This is a genomic window from Nocardioides renjunii (genome assembly GCF_034661175.1).
Taxonomy (GTDB): Bacteria; Actinomycetota; Actinomycetes; order Propionibacteriales; family Nocardioidaceae; genus Nocardioides; species Nocardioides renjunii.
In genome coordinates, this window is record NZ_CP141058.1 from 3,820,756 (window position 1) to 3,840,990 (window position 20,235).

The 20,235-nt window shown below is 71.3% G+C and carries 21 protein-coding genes; 6 read left to right on the plus strand and 15 right to left on the minus strand.

Annotated features, from left to right (window positions below):
• Window positions 1-66: 66 nt before the first annotated feature.
• From SHK17_RS18310 to SHK17_RS18335, 6 genes are all read right to left on the minus strand, one after another.
• A complete protein-coding gene (locus SHK17_RS18310) occupies window positions 67-381 on the minus strand; it encodes a DUF1416 domain-containing protein (RefSeq protein ID WP_172266962.1) in 315 nt (104 codons plus the stop codon).
• A 1-nt stretch (window position 382) separates the two neighbouring features.
• Window positions 383-1,231 carry a sulfurtransferase gene (locus tag SHK17_RS18315; RefSeq protein WP_172266965.1) on the minus strand — a complete coding sequence of 283 codons (849 nt, stop codon included), beginning with the start codon at window positions 1,229-1,231 and terminating at the stop codon, window positions 383-385.
• 66 nt (window positions 1,232-1,297) lie between these two features.
• Entirely contained in the window at window positions 1,298-1,780 is a 483-nt protein-coding gene (locus SHK17_RS18320) for a DUF4395 domain-containing protein (protein ID WP_322920266.1), read from the minus strand.
• 250 nt (window positions 1,781-2,030) lie between these two features.
• Window positions 2,031-2,552 carry a TlpA family protein disulfide reductase gene (locus tag SHK17_RS18325; RefSeq protein WP_322920267.1) on the minus strand — a complete coding sequence of 174 codons (522 nt, stop codon included), beginning with the start codon at window positions 2,550-2,552 and terminating at the stop codon, window positions 2,031-2,033.
• Window positions 2,553-2,650: 98 nt separating this feature from the next.
• Entirely contained in the window at window positions 2,651-4,852 is a 2,202-nt protein-coding gene (locus SHK17_RS18330; RefSeq protein ID WP_322920268.1) for a carboxypeptidase-like regulatory domain-containing protein, read from the minus strand.
• 98 nt (window positions 4,853-4,950) lie between these two features.
• The gene (locus tag SHK17_RS18335) at window positions 4,951-5,247 is read right to left on the minus strand and encodes a MoaD/ThiS family protein (protein ID WP_172266978.1); all 297 of its coding nucleotides are present in this window, start codon (window positions 5,245-5,247) and stop codon (window positions 4,951-4,953) included.
• A 57-nt stretch (window positions 5,248-5,304) separates the two neighbouring features.
• On the opposite strand from SHK17_RS18335, the gene SHK17_RS18340 reads away from it, so the two are divergent.
• Window positions 5,305-6,042, plus strand: coding sequence for a winged helix-turn-helix transcriptional regulator (locus SHK17_RS18340; protein ID WP_172266981.1), 738 nt, complete (start codon window positions 5,305-5,307; stop codon window positions 6,040-6,042).
• On the opposite strand, the gene SHK17_RS18345 is transcribed toward SHK17_RS18340, so the two are convergent.
• Window positions 6,018-7,907 carry a M48 family metallopeptidase gene (locus tag SHK17_RS18345; RefSeq protein ID WP_322920269.1) on the minus strand — a complete coding sequence of 630 codons (1,890 nt, stop codon included), beginning with the start codon at window positions 7,905-7,907 and terminating at the stop codon, window positions 6,018-6,020. The genes SHK17_RS18340 and SHK17_RS18345 overlap by 25 nt on opposite strands.
• 184 nt (window positions 7,908-8,091) lie before the next feature.
• Between SHK17_RS18345 and mshD the strand changes: the two genes are divergently transcribed.
• Complete coding sequence (gene mshD, locus SHK17_RS18350) at window positions 8,092-8,901, plus strand: mycothiol synthase (RefSeq protein ID WP_322920270.1); 810 nt, start codon at window positions 8,092-8,094, stop codon at window positions 8,899-8,901.
• A 4-nt stretch (window positions 8,902-8,905) separates the two neighbouring features.
• On the opposite strand, the gene ygfZ is transcribed toward mshD, so the two are convergent.
• Genes ygfZ through SHK17_RS18375 form a run of 5 tightly spaced genes read right to left on the minus strand, consistent with a single transcriptional unit; the run spans window position 8,906 to window position 12,721 of the window.
• A complete protein-coding gene (ygfZ, locus tag SHK17_RS18355; RefSeq protein ID WP_322920271.1) occupies window positions 8,906-9,841 on the minus strand; it encodes a CAF17-like 4Fe-4S cluster assembly/insertion protein YgfZ in 936 nt (311 codons plus the stop codon).
• 9 nt (window positions 9,842-9,850) lie between these two features.
• The gene (locus SHK17_RS18360) at window positions 9,851-11,137 is read right to left on the minus strand and encodes an MFS transporter (RefSeq protein ID WP_322920272.1); all 1,287 of its coding nucleotides are present in this window, start codon (window positions 11,135-11,137) and stop codon (window positions 9,851-9,853) included.
• The gene (locus SHK17_RS18365; protein WP_322920273.1) at window positions 11,134-11,706 is read right to left on the minus strand and encodes a helix-turn-helix domain-containing protein; all 573 of its coding nucleotides are present in this window, start codon (window positions 11,704-11,706) and stop codon (window positions 11,134-11,136) included. Before SHK17_RS18365 ends, SHK17_RS18360 begins: the two co-directional genes overlap by 4 nt.
• Window positions 11,707-11,750: 44 nt before the next feature.
• Window positions 11,751-12,200, minus strand: a complete 450-nt coding sequence (locus tag SHK17_RS18370) for a Fur family transcriptional regulator (protein ID WP_322920274.1) — start codon at window positions 12,198-12,200, stop codon at window positions 11,751-11,753.
• 26 nt (window positions 12,201-12,226) lie between these two features.
• Window positions 12,227-12,721, minus strand: a complete 495-nt coding sequence (locus SHK17_RS18375; RefSeq protein ID WP_322920275.1) for an FABP family protein — start codon at window positions 12,719-12,721, stop codon at window positions 12,227-12,229.
• A gap of 22 nt (window positions 12,722-12,743) precedes the next feature.
• Between SHK17_RS18375 and SHK17_RS18380 the strand changes: the two genes are divergently transcribed.
• From SHK17_RS18380 to SHK17_RS18395, 4 genes are all read left to right on the plus strand, one after another.
• Window positions 12,744-13,106 (plus strand): DsrE family protein, encoded by a 363-nt coding sequence (locus SHK17_RS18380; RefSeq protein WP_322423258.1) that lies wholly within the window; start codon window positions 12,744-12,746, stop codon window positions 13,104-13,106.
• 55 nt (window positions 13,107-13,161) lie between these two features.
• The gene (locus SHK17_RS18385; RefSeq protein ID WP_322920276.1) at window positions 13,162-15,339 is read left to right on the plus strand and encodes an RNA degradosome polyphosphate kinase; all 2,178 of its coding nucleotides are present in this window, start codon (window positions 13,162-13,164) and stop codon (window positions 15,337-15,339) included.
• A 139-nt stretch (window positions 15,340-15,478) separates the two neighbouring features.
• Window positions 15,479-16,096, plus strand: a complete 618-nt coding sequence (locus SHK17_RS18390; RefSeq protein WP_322920277.1) for a DUF47 domain-containing protein — start codon at window positions 15,479-15,481, stop codon at window positions 16,094-16,096.
• Between the two features lie 5 nt (window positions 16,097-16,101).
• Window positions 16,102-17,097: an inorganic phosphate transporter gene (locus tag SHK17_RS18395; RefSeq protein WP_322423260.1), complete on the plus strand. Its 996-nt coding sequence runs from the start codon at window positions 16,102-16,104 to the stop codon at window positions 17,095-17,097.
• A gap of 395 nt (window positions 17,098-17,492) precedes the next feature.
• Here SHK17_RS18395 and pstB read toward each other — a convergent pair whose 3' ends face one another.
• From pstB to pstC, 3 genes are all read right to left on the minus strand, one after another.
• The gene (gene pstB / locus SHK17_RS18400) at window positions 17,493-18,263 is read right to left on the minus strand and encodes a phosphate ABC transporter ATP-binding protein PstB (RefSeq protein ID WP_301539435.1); all 771 of its coding nucleotides are present in this window, start codon (window positions 18,261-18,263) and stop codon (window positions 17,493-17,495) included.
• 119 nt (window positions 18,264-18,382) lie between these two features.
• Window positions 18,383-19,294 (minus strand): phosphate ABC transporter permease PstA, encoded by a 912-nt coding sequence (gene pstA, locus SHK17_RS18405; RefSeq protein ID WP_172267018.1) that lies wholly within the window; start codon window positions 19,292-19,294, stop codon window positions 18,383-18,385.
• The gene (pstC, locus tag SHK17_RS18410; RefSeq protein WP_172267021.1) at window positions 19,294-20,229 is read right to left on the minus strand and encodes a phosphate ABC transporter permease subunit PstC; all 936 of its coding nucleotides are present in this window, start codon (window positions 20,227-20,229) and stop codon (window positions 19,294-19,296) included. The genes pstA and pstC overlap by 1 nt, the downstream gene beginning before the upstream one ends.
• Between the last annotated feature and the right edge of the window lie 6 nt (window positions 20,230-20,235).

The window sequence follows — 20,235 nt, forward strand, 5'->3', positions numbered from 1 at the left end:
GGAAAATGAGGGAATCGCCCTGCGCACGCGGCGCAGGGCGATCCTCGGACTGGACCAGTCGACGCGTCAGGCGCTGACGAGCACCTGCACCTCGGCGACGGAACCGGTCGCCGCGACGACGCGGGTGTCCACCGGCTGGGCCTTCGGCGCGAGGGTGCGCAGCGTCCACTCACCGTCGCCCGCGAAGAACCGGAAGTGGCCGGTGGCCGAGGTCGGGACCTCCGCGGTGAACTCGCCCGAGCGGTCGAGCAGCCGGACGTAGGCGTTGGAGACGGGCTCGCCGTCCGCCGCACCACCGCGCAGCACCTGGCCCTGGATCACGGCCTCCTTGGCGACGTTCACGCCGTCGAGCGAGAGGCCACCCTCCTTGGCTCCGCACATGTCAGGCCTCCCCGGGCTCGTCGCCGAGGGCCACCGGGACGCCGACGAGGGAGCCGTACTCGGTCCACGAGCCGTCGTAGTTCTTCACGTTCTGGTGGCCGAGCAGCTCGTGCAGCACGAACCACGTGTGCGAGGAGCGCTCGCCGATCCGGCACAGCGCGATGGTGTCCCGGCTGTCGTCGAGGCCCGCGGAGGCGTACAGCTCGCGCAGCTCGTCGTCGGACTTGAAGGTGCCGTCGTCGTTGGCGGCCTTGGACCACGGGACGTTGATGGACGTCGGGACGTGGCCGGCGCGCTGGGCCTGCTCCTGCGGGAGGTGGGCGGGGGCGAGGAGGCGTCCGGCGTACTCGTCGGGGCTGCGCACGTCGACGAGGTTCTTCACGCCGATCGCGGCGACCGTCTCGTCGCGGAAGGCGCGGATCGAGGAGTCCTGCTCGCTCGCGGTGTAGGAGGTCGCGGCGCGCTGGACCGGCTCGTCGGTCAGCTCACGGGAGTCGAGCTCCCACTTCTTGCGGCCGCCGTCGAGCAGCTTGACGTCCTGGTGGCCGTAGAGCTTGAAGTACCAGTAGGCGTAGGCGGCGAACCAGTTGTTGTTGCCGCCGTAGAGGACGACGGTGTCGTCGTTGGACACCCCACGCTCGGACAGCAGGGCCTCGAACTGCTCCTTGCTGACGAAGTCGCGGCGGACCTGGTCCTGGAGGTCCGTGGTCCAGTCGAGCTTGATAGCTCCCCGGATGTGGCCCTTGTCGTAGGCGGTGGTGTCCTCGTCGACCTCGATGAGGACGACGCCGTCGGTGTCGAGGTTGTCCTCGACCCACTGGGCGGTGACGAGAGAGTTCTCGCGGCTCATGGTGGTGTGCTCCTTGCTGGTGGTGAACAGTCGTGGATGGGTGCGCCGCCCGGTCGGGCGGCTCGGTCAGGCGGCGATGCGTCGGGCGGTGGCGCGGCGCAGCAGGAGGTAGACCTCGCACCCCAGGCAGAGGGCGAAGACGGCGTTGAGCAGGGCCGCGACGAGCGCTGCGCCCACGGCGACCTGGCCCACGACCGTCGCGCCGGCCAGCAGGGCGACGAGCCCTACGAGCGCGAAACCGAGGCCCACGGCCTGCGCGAAGCGCGGCGGCTCGGGCGCCTCCCACTCGCGCGGCGGGCCCAGGCGGGGACGCACCAGGGTGCGGAACACCCAGGCGTGGGGCGTCGCCTGGACGCCGCGGACGGCGCCGAGCGCGAACAGCGCCGCCTGGACGACGAGCAGCGCCACGGAGTACGGGGCCGGCAGCAGCAGGACGGCGACGAGCACCACGGCGGTCAGGCCGGCGGCGAGCTGCGGGCCCCGCGGGTCGATGGCGCCGTGCGGCGGCCCCGCGGTCGCCGCGGGGCGCGGCGTGGCAGTGGTGGACATGTCTCTCCTGGGTGGTCGTCGCGGCACCTGGCCGGGCGCGCCGGGGCATGGCCCGGCGCCGGGTCCCACCGTGAGCAGGGTCCAGCAGGTGCCGGACAGCGGTGCTCAGTCGTGCGGTGGGGCCACTACGACATTCGACACAGCGCCGAGCGCACGCGGCAGTGGTCCACTGCGCGGCGCTTGGTGAGCATGGTCGAGGACATGACGACGACAGTAGGCCGTCCGGACGCGCGCTCCGTCGCTGGTCTCATCATGTGGTCGTACCATCCGGATGGTGAGACACGGCGGCAGCCAGGGCGGTGAGGACCTGGTCCTTGGTCGGTGCGCCGGTCGCGCGGGTCACCTCGACGCCCGTGCGGTCGAGGACGATCGTGGTGGGCGTGCGCAGGATGCCGAGGGCCCGCGTCGCGTCGAGGTGCTGCTCGGCGTCCACCTCCACGTGCACGACGCCGTCCACGAGCCCGCTCACGTCGTCGAGGACGCGACGGGTGGCCCGGCAGGGGGCGCAGAAGGCGCTGGAGAACTGCAGCAGGGTGGCCCGCTCACCGAGCGAGCCCCCGACGGCCGTGACGAGGGCCGCGCCGGGCGGGACCACGTCGGACTCCCCGGTCGAGGCCTCGCGTGGCGCCTCACGGGAGGCGGAGTCCGGGGCGCCTGCCCCGCGGCGTACGACGTGCGTGCCGCGGAAGCGACCGTCGGTCGCGAGCCGCCACCCGCCGACGGCCAGCGCCACGACGACGGCCGCGACGGCGATCCAGGCTCCGGTGCTCACCCCAGGCCAACGGGTCGGGCGGGTGGTTTTGTTCCGGCCGGACGGGCGACAGGGCCCCGGGAAGGATCCCGGGGCCCTGTCGGTGGCGCAGCGAAGGGTCAGCCCTTCTTCACCTTGACGGTCTTGGCGATCTCGGCGTCGCCGAGCTTGCCCTTCGTGAAGGTGACCACGAAGACGAGCTTGTTCTTGCCCTTGGCCAGCTTCTTGAGCTTCACGGAGGCCTTGCCCTTGCGGAGCTTGCCCTTGCCGATCGACGTGTAGACCGGGGCGCCGTACTCGTCCTCGCGGACGAGCTTCTTGACGACGACGGTGCCCTTGATCTTCTTGGCCTGCTTCTTCTTGGCCTTGACCACGATCGAGGCCGTCTTGCCCGTGACCGAGACCTTGATCTTCGGCTTCTTCTTGATCACCTGGGAGCTGGTCAGCGCGATGCCGGACAGCCCGTCGTTCTCGGCGACCGTGCGCAGCACCAGGCGCTCGTTCTTGTCGGCGCTGGTGACCTGGTAGGTCGGACCGGTGCCCACGACGGCGCCGTCACGGAGCCACTCGTGGCTGTAGGTGGTGCCGCTCTCGATCGCCCACACGCCGGCGTACGCCGTCAGCTTGCCGCCGAGGTACTGCTTGCCCCGGATCTCCGGTGCGCGCAGCGCCTTGAGGTCCTTGCCCAGCGCCGCGTTGATCCCGGTGGCGGTCTGCCCGCTGGTGACGGTGACCGTCTTGGCCTTGGCGAACGTCGCGTCGTCGTACCACTCGGGCGCGTGCCGTACGACGACGCCCGAGCCGAAGTAGTTGCCGTAGTCGACGAACTGGACCTTGTAGGTGCCCGGGACGAGGTCGGTGGTGGTGTAGGTGCCGTTCTTCTCGGTGCCGACGCCCGAGGAGGCGTTGACCGGGTTGCCCTTCTCGTCGAAGAAGCTGACGACCACGCCGTCAACGGGGAGAGCGGACTCGGAGGTGACCGTGCCGCTGATCCCGCCGGTCAGGGGCAACGTGATGTTGGCACCGGGCGTCGAGGTGGCGAGGACCTTGGCGACGTCGTAGGACTGGGCGCCACCGAACCAGCGGTCGAGGCGGTCGTACTGACCCTCCTCCCGCTCCAGCACGTCGGAGGCCTGCAGCTTCCACGCGTCCTCGGTGGAGTCGTCGAGCTCGTCGAAGAAGTACTGGCCGGCACGGTTGGTGCGGACGAAGCTCCACGCCTCGGGACGGTCCGCGTCGGCGGGCGTGTCGTAGGCGACCACCTGGGCGCCGATCACGGGCGCGCCGGCCGAGTCGACCACCTGGCCGTAGACGTCGACCGTGGCGGGGTCCACGACCCGGCGGTTCGGGTCCAGAGCGAGCTCGGCGTCGAGGGAGACGGCCTGCTCGATGCCGACCGCGACGGGGTCGGCGGTGGCCCGGTCGGCCTTGTCCGCGTACCACTCGCCGAGGTACTCGCCGACAGGGTCGCTGAACTGGACCTTGTAGCTGCCGGCGCGCACACCGTCGACCCGGTAGACGCCGTTGGCGTCGGTCAGGTCGCTGTAGCTGTTGCCGTTGCCCTCGGGGAGGACGTCCACGCGGGCGCGCTCGAGCGGCACCCCACCGGGGCCGGTCACCCGACCCGCCACGACGCTGCCCTCGGTCAGGACGACCTGACCCACACCGGCGCCACCGGCGCCCACGGCGACGAGGTCGGCGCTGGCGAGGTCGGGCTTGTTGTTGAAGAACTCCGGTGCGTAGCCGGAGGCGGCGAAGGACAGCTTGTAGCTGCCCGCGGGGACACCGAACGCGAACCCGCCCTGCGAGTTCGTGGAGAAGGAGCGGAAGGGGAACGTGTCACCCTCGCGGTAGAGCGAGACCGAGGCGTCCTCGATCGGCTTGCCGTCGGGGGCGACCACCTGGCCCGACAGGGTGGGCGCGGCGACCAGTGACACGGGCGCCAGGACGGTGGCGCCGCTGACGACGACCGCGTCGGCCGTGTCGAACGTGGCCTTGTCGTTGTAGTACTCCGGGACGAAGAGCCCGTCGTCGTCACCGAACTGCAGCTTGTAGGTGCCCGGCTCGAGGGCCAGCGACACGACGCCGTCGGCGACGTACTTGAAGCCGCCGTTGGTGTAGCTGCCGTCCGCCTGCAGCTGGTCGTACCTCACGTAGCCGTCGATCGCGTTGCCGGCGGCATCGGTGAGCGTGGTGGTCACGGCCACCGGCGCCGCGTGGGCGGGCGCGGCGAGGCCGACCGTCATCCCGGCGAGGGCGACCGCTCCGGCGACGCCCCCTGCCACGAGGCGCGCGAGCGCTCCCCCTGGAACTGAATTCATCCTGTGTCCCCCTTGGACCTAGTGCGCGACCCTTCGTGGGTCGCAGGTGAGGAATCCCCCACCGGGGCGACATCAAACCCCCGACGCCTCAGGAGTTGTCAGCCGCCCGCGAACGGCGGCAGCAGCTCGACGACCGCGCCGGGGGCCAGGACGACCGTCGCGGGGTCCTGCGAGCGGACCGGCCGGTCACCGACGAGCACGGAGCAGACCGCCACCGTGCGCTCCATCCGCTCGTCCGGGTGCCGCTCCAGCACACGCCGGACCAGCACGTCGAGGGTCGTCTCGCCGGTGACCGGGAAGACGTCCTCGGCCGTCCCGGCGGCCGCGCGGGCACCGGCCCAGTAGCGCACGGTGACCGTCTCACTCCCCTGATCGGGCCCGGCTGCGGCGTCCATGCGGGATATCCTTCCTCATCCCCGGTGGGTAGCCCAGCACGAGAGGAGGGCCCGGTCATGAGCGCACTGCTGCTGATCACCAGCGCCCTGCAGCCCTCCGCCGAGGTGCTGCCGGGGCTCGCGCTGCTGGCCCACACGGTCAAGATCGTCCCGGCCCAGGGCAGCGCCCTGCTCGACGCGCCGGAGTCGGACCTCGTCCTCGTCGACGGGCGCCAGGACCTCGCGGCCGCCCGTGACCTGTGCCGCCTGATCCGCACCACCGGCGCCGACGCCCCGGTCCTGCTGGTCGTCACCGAGGGCGGTCTCGCCGTGGTCGCCCACGACTGGGGCATGGACGACGTCGTGCTGCACACGTGCGGCCCGGCCGAGCTCGACGCCCGGATCCGGCTCGCCATCGGCCGCGCGGGGGCCGCCACCCCCGAGGACCCCTCGGCCCACGTCATCCGCCGGGGCGAGGTCGTCGTCGACGACGCCACCTACACCGCGCGCATCGGCGGGCGGGCGCTGGACCTCACCTACAAGGAGTTCGAGCTCCTCAAGTACCTCGCCCAGCACCCCGGTCGCGTCTTCAGCCGCGAGCAGCTGCTCCAGGAGGTGTGGGGCTACGACTACTTCGGCGGCACCCGCACGGTCGACGTGCACGTACGACGCCTGCGGGCCAAGCTCGGCACCGAGCACGAGCACCACATCGGCACCGTCCGCAACGTCGGCTACCGCTTCGTGGTGCCGTCGCGCGACAAGGACGAGGACGCTGCCGTCGGCTCGTCGGGTCAGCCGAGCGAGATGCGTCCGTAGACGAACGTCCCGAACGCCTGGACGACGTCGCCGGCGACACCGACGGCGCTGTAGGACGTGGTGCGGCCGCTCCTGCGCACGGTGAGGCGCGGGCGTGCCCCGTCGACGTACGTCACGTGCTCGACCTCGTCCCAGGGCACGAGCTCCGTGGTCGGATCCACCAGCAGCCGCAGGCCGTCGACGCGGGTCGAGTGCTCGAGCAGCTGCTCCGGCGTCTTCTGCGGGCTGATCGGCGGGATCGAGTGGTACTCGCGGTGGCCCAGCGTCCTGATCGCGAGGCCGGCGTCCGTCACGTAGAGGACCGGGTGGGCGTAGCGCCAGTTCTGCTTCGTCACGACCACGGCCAGCACCTCCGGGCCGGCCGGGCCCTGCACCCGGCTGCTGACGGCGGGGTTCCAGGTGCGGGAGATCCCCTCGGCGCGCAGCACCTCGAGGAGCCACTCGCCGCCAGCCGGGTTGCCCGGCACCGCCTCGACCAGGCCGGCGACGTCGACCTCGGTGCCCGCCTCGTCGACGACCACGTCGGGGCGGTCCCAGCGGTGGACGTACGTCGCGTGCCCGGCGCCGACGAGGGCGCAGCGCACGAGCAGCTCCAGCACCGACCGCAGCAGGTCGAGGGCCTGGGGATCGTCCAGCCCGTGACCGGCCAGCCGCTCGGCGAGCTCGCGCCGCCGGCCGTGGGTGGCGAGGTGGACGACGAGGCTCAGGTCGGCGACCTCCGGCGTGAGGGAGTCGACCAGCGACATCACCCGGACGGCGCGCTCCTCGTTGCGCCGCCGCCCGCCGACCTCGGCGGCGCCCTCCCACGCCACGGGGGTGAGCGAGCTCTCGCGGGCGATGTGCGCCTCCACCTCGGCGATCGCCCCGACCGGGTCGGTCAGCACGCGCAGGGCCGGCTCGTCGCCGTCCGGCACCACGGCTGCGGTCTGCAGCTCGTGCGCCTGCTTCTCGATGCGCTGCACGCGGCGCGCGGTGGGCGGGTGCGTGTCGAGCGGGGACCGACGCTCCTCGGCGATCATCCGGTCCACGTCGACGTCACGGTGCGCGGGCACCGAGAGGAACTGCGCGTAGCCGGCGAAGACGCCGCGGGGCACCATGCCGACGCTGTTGCCCACGGACGCGTGGTCCTGCACGAACCGGTCCCACGACGCCGCCGTGCCGACGATGGCACGCAACGCGGAGACGCTCGCCTCGGGACCGGCCAGGGCGGCCGCCCAGCGGTCGGCGTCGAGCTCCTGGCCGCGAGCGACCGCGCGCACGACCCGGGCGTAGAGCGCGAGGTAGGCGCCGAACAGGCGGCCGAGCGGGCGCCGCGGGCCGAAGCCGTCGACGACCTCCACCAGCGCGACGAGACCACGCCGCGTCACCCCGGAGAGCGCCGTGTGGCGCTCGCTGTAGTGGCCCATCTCGTGTCCGAGGACGAACACCAGCTGCGAGCGCGTCAGGGTCTGGAGGAGCGGGACGCCGACGTAGAGGATGCGGGTGCCGGGGACCAGTCCCAGCCAGCGGGAGTCCTCGGACACGGCGGCGTTGGCGTCCGCCACCAGGCGGATCTCGTCCGGCGGGCGGGTCGCCACGGCCTCGGCGGCCTGACGCACCAGCGACCACAGGGCGGGTTCCCGCTCCGGGGGAAGCGCCACGCCGTCGGGCGCGTCCGGCGTCGCCTCTCGGAAGACCCGCAGCAGCGCCACCACGAGCACGAAGCCGACCGACGACAGGAGGAAGCCGAGTCCCGCCGCGCCGGCCGGCGCGTTGCGGAGGACCCACACGAGGGCGACGACCAGGCCACCGAGCACGCCGGCTGCGAGCACGAAGATCCCGACCAGCATCGCGATGGCGACCGCCGTGCGCAGTCGCGCCAGCATCCGAGCCTCCCCTGTGTTCCCCGTTGTTCCCCGTGCGTCCCGTGGCTCGCCGGGCGTTCCCGGGTCCCGAGCAGGCCTCATGCTGCCCGATCACCCCGGTCCCCGCAGGCAAGTCGGCGGAATCGCCGGTCGTCCGGCACCCGACCGGTCCGCCGGCCGGACCGCCCGTCGCTAGGGTCGGCACGTGGACGAGCACGTCGAGGTCATCCGGATCGCAGCAGCCGCCGAGGAGGTCGACGGCGCCTCGCCCCTCGACGAGGCGGCCCGCATCGCCCTCGCCGACGGGGCGGCCGCCGTCACCGTGCGACCCGGTGGCTTCGCGCTGCTGCACGACGGCGACCTCAGCCTCGCGGTGCACCCGGACGACCGCGGCCGGGGCCTCGGCGCCGACCTGCTGCGCGGCACCACGGCGTACGACGGCGAGCTGACCGCCTGGTCGCACGGCAACCACCCCGCCGCCGCCCGGCTCGCGGCGCGGCACGGGTGGAGCCGGGTGCGCGACCTGTGGGTGATGCGGCGCGCCAAGGCGCTCCCGCTGCCGCCGGTCGAGCCCTCCGACGGCGTCACGATCCGGGGCTACCGCGACAGCGACGCCGCCGACGTGGTCGCCGTCAACGCCGCCGCCTTCGCGCACCACCCGGAGCAGGGCGCCATGGACCTCGACAACCTCGCCCGGCGGATGGCGGAGCCGTGGTTCGACCCGGCCGGCCTGCTCGTCGCGGAGGACGACTCCGGGATGCTCGGCTTCCACTGGACCAAGCAGCACGACGCCCGGCTCGGCGAGGTCTACGTCGTGGGTGTGGCACCGACCGCGCAGGGGCGCGGGCTCGGCCGGCTGCTCACCCTGGCCGGGCTGCACCACCTCTCGCGCCTCGGTGTCGAGGAGGTCCTGCTCTACGTCGAGTCCGACAACGCTCCCGCGGTCGCGGTCTACTCACGCCTCGGCTTCGAGCACGCCGCCGCCGACACGCACGTGCAGTACCGGCGCGGCTGACGCCCTAGCGCAGGGGTCGGACGTGCAGGCCGACCTCGGGGTCGACGAGGACCTCCTGGGTCGCCGGCATCGAGTCGACCTCCACGGTGGCGTCCACCGCGACGTTGCGCTTGACCAGGGCCAGCGCGATCGGCCCCAGCTCGTGGTGGCGGGCGCTGGAGCCGACGAACCCGACGTCGCGCCCGTCGAGGGAGACCGGTGACCCCGCGGGAGGCAGCCGGTTCTCGGAGCCGTCGAGGTGCAGCAGCACCAGGCGGCGCGGCGGACGGCCCAGCGTGTGCACGCGCGCGACCGTCTCCTGGCCGCGGTAGCAGCCCTTGTCGAGGTGCACGGCGGGGCCGATCCAGCCCACCTCGTTGGGGATGGTGCGGTGGTCGGTGTCGATGCCGAAGCGTGGCTCGCCGCGCTCGATCCGCAGCGCCTCGAACGCCCACAGCCCCGCCGCGGGGCCGGCGGCGTCGGCGTAGGCCTCCATCCGGTCGCGCGGCACGAGGTCGTAGCGCCCGGCGTCGTCGCCCGGGCGCCACATGACCGCGAGGTCGTCGACCAGCGATACCTCGACGCGCGTCATGAACTTCATCCGCTCGAGCCACTCCACGAGCGCGACACCGGCGCCGGGCTCGGTGTGCGCGGTGAACGCCTCACCGTCGTCGACGCCGGCGAAGGCGTGCTCGACGTGCCCCTGCGGGCTGAGCACCAACGCCTGCGTCCACACCCCGGGGGCCAGTCCGTCGAAGTACTGCGTCGTGAGGTTGTGGAGCCAGGACAGCCGCTCGGGTCCGCTGATCCGCAGGACGTCGCGGTGCGAGAGGTCCACGAACCCGTCGCCGGAGGCGAGGCTGCGCTGCTCGGTGTTGAAGGAACCGTAGTGCGCGGCCACCGGGGCGTCGATGCCGTCGCCGGCGACGGCCCCGGGGAGGGCGAGGAGGGGGCTGACCATGCCCCGAGTCTAGGCCGCCCCCACACCCGGCCCCAGCGGCGATGACGGGTCGAGCGGCGCCGGGGCGTCGACGGGCGGTTCCTCCTCGGCCCGGGGGTCCGGCTCCGTCGTACGCCCGCGCAGCTCGTCGCGCAGCCAGAAGGCGACGTGACCCGCGCCGGCCAGCGTCGCGACCCCGATGACCAGGAAGATCCACCGCCAGTCCACCAGCGTCACCAGAGCGGCGCCGCCGGCGAGCGACACGGCGCTCGGCACCGTCATGACCACCTCGGCGGCCGTCGAGACCCGGCCCATGAGCCGCTGCGGCGTGCGCCGCTGGAGGATGGTCATGTAGGCCACCACCAGCAGCGGCAGGGACGCCCCGAACAGCACGATGCTCACCAGCACGCCCGCCATGGCCGGCGAGGCGGCGATGCCCAGGGCGCTGAGCCCGAGGAGCACCAGCCCGAGCGTGCTCGTCGCGACCTCGCCGAAGCGGCGTACGAGCCGGGCGGAGGCGACGCCTCCGGCGATCGCCCCGATGCCCTGGACCGAGACTATGACGCTGACGTAGGTCGCCGGCTCGCCGAAGTGGTCGGTGAGGGCGAAGATGGCCGACTCGGTGAAGCCGAGCACCAGCATGGAGAGCCCGAAGCCGATGAGCAGGTGGCCGAGCACCCGGTCACGGACGAGGTGCCGCAGGCCGTCGGTGAGCTGGTCCCAGTAGGCGCCCTCCTCCGGCTCGGGCGCCTCCTCCTCGACCCTGATCGTGGCGATCACGGCCGCGGCGACGAGGAACGACGCCGCGTCCACCAGCGCGACCGCCCAGCCGCCGAGCCAGGCGAAGAGCGCGGCGCCGAGGAGCGGCCCGAACAGCCGGTAGGACTCCTTGACGGTCTGGATGCTGGAGTTGGCGTCGACGAGCATCTGCTCGGGCATCAGCTCCTTGAGCAGTCCGTTGAGGCCGGCGGGCAGGACCACGAAGCTGACGCCGTAGAGCCCGGCGACCGTCCAGATGATCCACACGTCGCCGGCGTCGCGCACGAGCAGGAGCGGCAGCACCGCGACGGCCGAGAGGAGGTTGCCCCACACCAGCATCGGCTTGCGCCTGATGCGGTCGATCCACACGCCGACGAGCGGGGCGAAGATCGCGGGGATGCACATGAAGAAGAACGTGAACCCGGCCATCGCGCTCGAGCCGGTGAGCGTCTTCACCCAGATGCTGAGGACCAGCAGCATGATGGAGTCGCCGAGCATCGAGGTCGACAGCCCGGCGAACAGTCGCGTGAAGCCCGGTTGGGCGAAGGCGGCCCTCACCGGGAGACCGCGATCGCTGCGCCCCAGGCGACCATCTCCACAAGCCGCGACCCCTCGGGCCGCTTGTCCGGGTCGGCGAGGCGGTCCTCGTAGGACCGGATGATGCCGGCCACCTGCTCGTTGACCTCGCGCAGCTCCTCCAGCGTCAGCCACCCCATCGTCTGCGTGAGCTCCCCCGCGGCGCGCCACGGTGGATCGGACTCCGCGAGCCTGGAGGACGCGTCGAGGTAGCGGTCCACCCAGCGCTCGAGCATCGCCCGCGCCAGTGCCTCCCCGGCCCGGCGCTCCTCCGGGCCGGCGTCGTCCTCGTCGCCCCAGCTGAGCCCGATCCGGCTCATCCGCCACGGACGCTGCCGGCCGGTGCCGCCGTCGGCCTCCTCGATGAAGTCGTGCTCGGCGAGCTTGCGCAGGTGCCACGAGCAGTTCGCCGGCGTCTCACCGAGTCGGTCGGCGAGCTGGGTCGCGGTCAGCGGTCCCTCGATCGTGAGCAGCTCGAGGATCCCCATCCGGACCGGGTGCGCCACGGCGGTGAGGGCGCGCGGGTCACGCAGGCGTCGGTACTCCATCATGCATGGAAAGTACCCTTTCGAAAGACGTCTTGCAATAGGTCTTGTCAGGGATCCTCGGCCTGAGCGGCGCAGGACGCGCACTCGCCGAAGATGGCCAGGTGGCCCACGTCGACGGTGAAGCCGTCCTCCGCCAGCGCGGCCACGAGCGGGCCCACGAGCTCGGTGTCGTAGGAGCGCACCGAGTCGCAGCGCCGGCACACGACGTGGACGTGCTCGTGCTCGAGGGTCGAGTGGTAGGTCGGCGCCCGGTCGGTCAGGTGGGCGTGGCGCACCAGCCCGAGCTCCTCGAGCACCTCCAGGGTGCGGTAGACAGTGGAGGCGTTCACGGAGGTGACCTGGCCGCGGACGTGGGCGAGCACCTCGTCCGGGGTGGCGTGCCGCAGCTCCTCGACCGCCCGCAGGATCAGCCGGCGCTGCGGGGTGAGCCGCAGGCCCTGCTCGCGGAGCCGGGTGGCCAGGCTCTCCTCGGACCCTGTCGCCGCGTCCTCGCTCATCGGTGGCTCATCGCTGGCTCATGTGCTCAGGCCCGTTGCAGGCGCGCCCACGTGTGCGGCTGGAGCTCCTGGCCGACCGCGGCGAGGTCGTTGGCGTAGAGCAGGTCGCCCTCGACGTTGCCGTACATGCGCGACCCCGCCGCGACCTCCTTGGCGGTCTCGGTGAAGGAGACGCCGGCCGTGTGGATCTCCAGCTTGCCGCCCTCGGCCTCGCCGTACCAGATCTCGGAGATGCCGGTGTTGTGCGCGAGGAGCAGCTCGACCTTGCCCGGCTCGGGGCAGCGCAGGAAGCCGGTCTCCATCGCGCCGTCGCGGACGAACTCGCCGGCCTCGTCGACGATCCAGGCACGCGACATGTAGTGGAAGAACGGCCGGCCGTCGTGGGTGAAGATGAGCTCCTGGCCGAACTGGAAGGACTCGATCGTCGGGTACGCCCCGTGGCCGTTGCCGCGCCACGTGCCGAGCAGCCACGCGACGGGGCCGCAGTTGGGGTGCAGGTTGTCCGGCAGCTCGAAGGGCATGGCCTCACTCTAGTGTGGCTCCATGGCTCGCTCACTCGTCGTCAAGGTCACCTGCGGAGCCGAGGACGCCGAGCGGTGCAACCAGGGTTTCACGGTGGCGGCGGCCGCCGCCGCTGCGGGCGCCGAGGTCTCGCTCTGGCTCACGGGGCAGGCCGCCTGGTTCGGGGTCCCCGGACGCGCCGAGGAGTTCCGGCTCGACCTCGCCACGCCGCTCGACCAGCTCGTGGCGGCGGTCCTGACGAGCGGGTCGATCACCGTCTGCTCGCAGTGCGCCGCCCGCCGCGGCATCGTCGAGGCCGACCTGCGCGAGGGCGTCCGCATCGCCGGCGCGGCGGTGTTCGCCGAGCAGGTGCTGGGCGACGGCGTGCAGGCGCTCGTCTACTGATCCGGCTGCTCGCGACGTCACCGCGCGTTCACCTTCCGGTGCCACACTGGGCGGCATGTCCGACCCGGCCACCCTGACCAGCGCAGCCTCCCCGTCGGTCGAGGAAGGGCCGGTGGCCGAGCCGTTCGGCCACCCCACCGACACCTTCGACGTCGAGCCGCCCTACCTGCCCGACGCCGCCGCCATCGAGGCGGTGGAGAAGTTCGAGGACCGCTTCATCGACCGCGAGACCTCGTGGGTCCGGTTCAACCAGCGCGTGCTGGAGCTGGCCGAGGACCCGCGACTCCCGCTGCTGGAGCGGGCCCGCTTCCTGGCGATCTTCGCCAGCAACCTCGACGAGTTCTTCATGGTGCGCGTGGCCGGTCTCAAGCGGCGCATCGACGCGGGCGTCGCGGTCCGCGCGGCGAGCGGCCTCATGCCGCGCGAGCAGCTCGAGCAGCTCTGGACCGGCAGCCGCTCGCTGATGGAGCGGCACGCCCGCGCCCTTGCCGACCTGCTCCCCGAGCTCGGCGCGCAGGGGATCGAGATCGTGCGCTGGTCCGAGCTCGACCGCGAGGAGCAGAAGGTCTGCAAGAAGCTCTTCAAGGACCGGATCTTCCCCGTCCTCACGCCGCTGGCCGTCGACCCGGCGCACCCCTTCCCCTACATCTCCGGGCTCTCGCTCAACCTCGCCGTCGTGGTCCGCCACCCCAAGACCGGCACGGAGCACTTCGCGCGGGTCAAGGTGCCGCCCACCTTCGGCCGGTTCGTCGGGCTGGGCAACCAGCGCTTCGTGCCGATCGAGGACGTGATCGGCGAGCACCTCAAGAAGCTCTTCCCCGGCATGGAGGTGCTCGGCGCCCACACGTTCCGGGTCACCCGCAACGAGGACCTCGAGGTCGAGGAGGACGACGCCGAGAACCTGCTCAAGGCCCTCGAGAAGGAGCTGCTGCGCCGGCGCTTCGGCGCGCCCGTGCGGCTGGAGGTCGAGGAGTCGATCGACCCCAAGGTGCTCGACCTGCTGGTGTCCGAGCTCGGTGTCGGCCGGGGCGAGGTGGTCTCCCTGCCGGGTCCGCTCGACCTGACCGGTCTGCACTCCATCGCCGACCTGCCCCGTGACGACCTCAAGTACGCCGCGTTCCTGCCCACGACGCACCTGCAGCTGGCCGAGGTCGAGTCGTCGTCGCCCGTCGATGTGTTCGACTCGGTGGCCCGTCACGACGTGCTGCTGCACCACCCCTACGACTCCTTCGCCACGTCGGTGCAGCGCTTCCTCGAGCAGGCGGCCGCCGACCCGCACGTGCTGGCGATCAAGCAGACCCTCTACCGCACCTCCGGCGACAGCCCGATCATCGAGGCGCTCATCGACGCGGCGCAGGCCGGCAAGCAGGTCCTGGTGATCGTGGAGATCAAGGCCCGCTTCGACGAGCAGGCCAACATCCGCTGGGCGCGCAAGCTCGAGCACGCCGGCTGCCACGTGGTCTACGGGCTCGTCGGGCTCAAGACCCACTGCAAGCTGTCCATGGTCGTCCGCGACGAGCCCGACGGCATCAAGCGTTACGTCCACCTCGGGACCGGCAACTACAACCCCAAGACGGCCCGCGTCTACGAGGACCTCGGCCTGCTCACCGCGGACCCCGAGATCGGCGAGGACGTCGCGCTGCTCTTCAACAACCTGTCCGGCATCAGCCGCAACCGCACCTACGACCACCTCATGGTCGCGCCCCACAGCGTGCGCGAGGGCCTCGTCGCCCAGATCCACCAGGAGATCGCCCACCACGAGGCCGGGCGCCGGTCCGGCGTACGCATCAAGGCCAACTCGATCGTCGACGAGGCCGTCATCGACGCGCTCTACCTCGCCTCGCAGGCCGGCGTGTCGGTCGAGCTGGTCGTGCGCGGCATCTGCGCGCTGCGCCCGGGCGTGCCCGGACTGTCCGAGAGCATCCGGGTGCGGTCGGTCCTCGGCCGGTTCCTCGAGCACAGCCGGGTCTTCTGGTTCGAGAACGACGGCGACCCGGCCGCATGGATCGGCTCGGCCGACATGATGCACCGCAACCTCGATCGTCGTGTCGAGGTGCTCGTACGCCTGCGTGACACGCACGTCGTCGAGCAGGTCCGCGAGCTGCTGGACCTGTCCCTCGACCCCGCCACGACGGCGTGGGACCTGGGCCCCGACGGCGAGTGGACGCTGCACACCGGTGAGCGGCACCTGCAGGACGAGCTCATCGCCCGGCAGCGCAGCAGGCGTCGCTGAGGCAGCGCCCGGACGGCGGCGCCCCCGCGTGTGCGGCACGGGTCACAGCCGCGGCCGCACCGGGGCTCACGGTTGCGTCCCGAGGCGCATGACCCCCTAGCATGAGGCCGGTTCATCCGCCCCCCGTTCGGAGTTCACCGTGCGTTTGAAGTTCCGCCCTGTCGACAGCTCGTTCTACGACCTGTTCAGCGAAGCCGCAGGCCACCTGGTCGTCGGGTCCCAGCTCCTCAGCGAGATGCTGTCCGCGGGCAACTCCAAGGCCGAGATCGCCCAGCGCATGCGCGAGGCCGAGCACGCCGCGGACGAGACCACCCACTCGATCATCCGCCGGGTCAACAGCACGTTCGTGACCCCGTTCGACCGCGAGGACATCTACTCCCTCGCCTCGGCGCTCGACGACGTGATGGACATGATGGACGAGGCCGTCGACCTGGTCCTCCTCTACGAGGTCACCTCGCTGCCGCCCGAGACGACCCAGCAGGTCGAGGTGCTCCAGCGCTGTGCCGAGCTCACCGCCGCCGCCATGCCGATGCTGGAGTCGATGGGCTCGCTCGACGAGTACTGGATCGAGATCAACCGCCTCGAGAACACCGGTGACAAGTCCTACCGCCGGATCCTCGCCAACCTCTTCAGCGGCGAGTACGAGGCGCTCGAGGTGATGAAGCTCAAGGACATCGTCGAGTCGCTCGAGGGGGCGATCGACGCCTTCGAGAAGGTCGCCAACATCGTGGAGCAGATCGCCGTCAAGGAGTCGTAAGACTGATGGAGATCGGCATCATCATCGCCGTCGTCGTCGTCGCCCTGGTGTTCGACTACACCAACGGGTTCCACGACGCGGCCAACGCGATCGCGACGTCCGTGTCCACCGGCGCGCTCAAGCCCCGGGTGGCCCTGGCCATGGCGGCGGTCATGAACTTCGTGGGCGCCTTCCTCGGGCAGAAGGTCGCCCAGACCGTGTCGGAGACGATCGACCCCGGAGACGGTGTCCACGGCCTCGTCATCGTGATGTGCGGCCTGCTGGGCGCGATCACCTGGAACCTCATCACCTGGTACTACGGTCTGCCGTCCTCGTCCTCGCACGCCCTCATCGGCGGCCTGGTCGGCGCAGCCGTGGCCGCCGGCGCCACCGCCAACTGGTCCGTGGTGCTGGAGAAGGTGGTGCTGCCCATGTTCATCTCGCCGCTGGTGGCCTTCAGCCTCGGCTTCGCGGTGATGCTCGGGATCATGTGGGCCTTCCGCAACGCCAACCCCGGCCGCGCCAACCGAGGCTTCAAGGTCGCCCAGACGGTGTCCGCCGCGGCGATGGCACTCGGCCACGGCCTCCAGGACGCCCAGAAGACGATGGGCGTGATCTTCCTGGCGCTGCTCACCGGCGGCTACGTCGCCGCCGACGACCCCCTCCCCCTGTGGGTCATCGTCGCCGCCGCGACCGCGATCTCGCTCGGCACCTGGTCGGGCGGCTGGCGCATCATGCGCACCCTGGGCCGCCGCATCATCCACCTCGACCCGGCCCGCGGGTTCGCGGCGGAGTCGGTGGCGGCCTCGGTCCTCTACTCGACGGCCTACGTCTTCGAGGCGCCGATCTCGACCACCCACACCATCACGTCCGCGGTCATGGGCGTGGGCGCCACCAAGCGGCTCTCGGCCGTGCGCTGGGGCGTGGCGAAGTCGATCCTGACCGCCTGGGTCCTCACCTTCCCGGCCGCCGCCTTCGTCGCGGCGGTCTGCTACTGGATCGCCCACATCTTCCTCCCCTGACCCGCCCGCCCTCCTCCCCCGCTGCGTCATACGGAGCTGCACCCATGCGTGCCGGTTCGCACGTCGGCCCGGACCTCGGCGCGGGTGAGGCCCGCGGCGTAGAGCTGGGTGCGCGAGATCGCTCCCGCCTGTGGATCACCAGGGCGGGAGCCGACCTGTGGACGGCGGGTGGCCCACCACCCCCAGCCGGACGCAGGACTGCGTCATCCGGATCCGCACCCATCGGGTCGGATCCGTATGACGCAGGGAGGGACGAGCGGACCCGGGGTGGCGGGGGACGTCCTGGTGGGTTGACCCCCCGATCGAGCCACCAGGACGCGCCCCACCACCCCGGACCGGCGGTGCCGGCGCGCGCGTGCCGGGGCACGGTGGGCGCCGACCCGCCGCAGAGGCGATCAGCCGAAGCGACCGGAGATGTAGTCCTCGGTGCGCTTGTCGTTGGGGTTGGAGAAGATCGTCGAGGTGAGGTCGTACTCGACGAGCAGGCCGGTCCGGTTGCCCGTGGTCTCGTCGGGGCGGGCGGTGAAGAACGCCGTCCGGTCCGAGACGCGTGCCGCCTGCTGCATGTTGTGGGTCACGACGATGATCGTGTACTCGTTGCGCAGCTCGAGCATGAGGTCCTCGACGCGGGCGGTGGCGATCGGGTCGAGCGCGGAGCACGGCTCGTCCATGAGGATCACGTCGGGCTTCGTGGCGATGGTGCGGGCGATGCACAGCCGCTGCTGCTGACCGCCGGAGAGGCCGTAGGCCGACTGCTTGAGCTTGTCCTTGACCTCGTCCCAGAGCGCGGCGCCGCGCAGCGCCCCCTCGACCAGGTCGTCCATGTCGTCGACCTTCATGCCGGTGACCCGCGGGCCGTAGGCGATGTTGTCGTAGATCGACTTGGGGAACGGGTTGGGCTTCTGGAAGACCATCCCGATCTGGGTGCGGACGGCGATGGGGTCCACGTTCTTCTCGTAGATGTCCTGGCCGTGGTAGAGCACCTCTCCCTCGACGCGCGCGCCGGTGACGAGGTCGTTCATCCTGTTCAGGCACCGCAGGACCGTGGACTTGCCACAGCCTGATGGCCCGATCATCGCGGTGATCTCGTGCCGGCCGTAGGAGAGGTTCACGTCGTGCACGGCGTGGAAGTCGCCGTAGAACACGTTGAGGTCGCGCGTCTCCATCACCGGGTTGACCGGGGACTCGGGGAGCCGCCGCTCGGCGTTGACGTGGACGTCGCCGAGCGTGCCCATCTGGGGGAACGTGTCGGAGGAAGTGGCTGAAGCCATGTCGAGTGTCTCTCTCACCAGGATCGCTGGAACTTGTTGCGGATGAAGATGGCCAGGGCGTTCAGCCCGAGGACCATCGCAAGCAGGACGATGATCGCGGCCGAGGCGGCCTGCCTCAGCTCCTCGCGGGACTGGGAGGTCAGCGAGTAGATCTGCATCGGGAGGGCGGTGATCGGGCTCATGACCCCGGTGGGGTCGAAGAGCACGGAGCCGGCCAGCCCGACGATCACCAGGGGGGCCGCTTCTCCGATGGCACGGGAGAGACCCAGGATGGTCCCGGTCGCGATCCCGGGGATCGCGGAGGGCAGCGTCTGCCGCCACGTCGTCTGCCACACGGTGGCGCCCAGGGCCAGGGAACCCTGGCGGATGTCCCGCGGGACCGCCCGCACCGCTTCGCGGGTCGTGATGATGATGACCGGCAGGATGAGCAGCGCGAGTGCCAGCGCGCCACCGAGCACGGTGCCGGCGTTGCTGAAGCCCATGAGCGCCATGATCGCGACGGCCAGGAGCCCGTAGACGATGGCCGGGACGGCCGCGAGGTTCTGGAGGTTGACCTCGACGAAGCGGTTCCACCTCGTGGTCGAGTCGGCGAACTCCTCCAGGTAGAGGGCGGCCGCGATGCCGAGCGGCACGGCCATCAGTGCGGTGAAGACCATCAGCCACAGGCTGCCGAGGATGCCTGCCCGGAACCCGGCCGTCTCGGGCCGGACGATGGAGGTGTAGTTGGTGAGGAGCTCCATGTCGAACCGCGGGGCACCCGCGATGGCGGTGTCGACGATCAGTGCCACCAGCACGAGAACGCCGAAGAAGAGCGAGAACCACAGGCCGATGAGGAAGATCAGCGACACGGGAGTGCGGTCCTTGTTGCGGCCCGTCGCCAGGCTCCGCGTGACCTCGCGAGCAGTGGTCGAGGCGATGCTGCTCATCAGTAGACCTGCCTGAAGCGTCGTACGAAGCTGATGCTGAAGAGGTTCAGCACCAGGGTGATGACGAAGAGCAGCATGCCCACGGCGAAGAGGTTGTTGTACTCGATCGAGCCGACCGGGTTCTCGCCGCCTGCTGTCTGGGCCATGAAGCCCGTCATCGTCTGCATCCCCTCGCGCGGGTCGAGGCTGAAGTTCTTGAGCGCCCCGGCCGCGAGCGCCACGATCATCGTCTCGCCGACTGCCCGGGACATCCCCAGGACGACCGCGGCAGCAACACCGGAGAGCGCAGCCGGGAAGACCACCCGCAGGCTCGTCTGCATCCGGTTGGCGCCCATGGCGTACGAGCCCTGCCGCATCGAGTGCGGCACTGCCGAGAACGCGTCCTCGGCCAGGGAGGCGATCGTCGGGATGATCATCACCCCCAGCACCAGCCCGGCTGCCAACGCGTTGGTGAAGCCGACGCCGATGTCGAGGATCTCCTGCAGCAGCGTGGGGGTCACGAAGGTGAGCGCGAAGAATCCGTAGACCACCGACGGGACGCCCGCGAGCAGCTCGACGGTCGGCTTGAGGATCTTGCGGGCCCGCTTCGAGGCGTACTCGGAGAGGTAGAGCGCGGCACCGAGGCCCAGCGGCACGGCGACCAGCAGCGCGATCACGGTGACCATGAGGGTCGCCGTGACCAGCGGCAGGACGGCGAACTTGCCCTCCATCGCGAAGAAGTCACCGACCGGGACGTCGCCGAAGAACTCGATCACCGGTTGGATGAGTGCCGCGACGATGCCGAACGTGATGGCGATCGACGCGTAGGCGGAGAGCCGCAGGACGACCGTGATCACACGCTCGCCCGGGCGCGACTTCGCCCGGAGGTCGACACCGGCCGGCAGGCCCGTCCCGGAGGACGGGCCTGCGGCGCCAGTGGTGGCGTTGTTGCTCATGTCAGG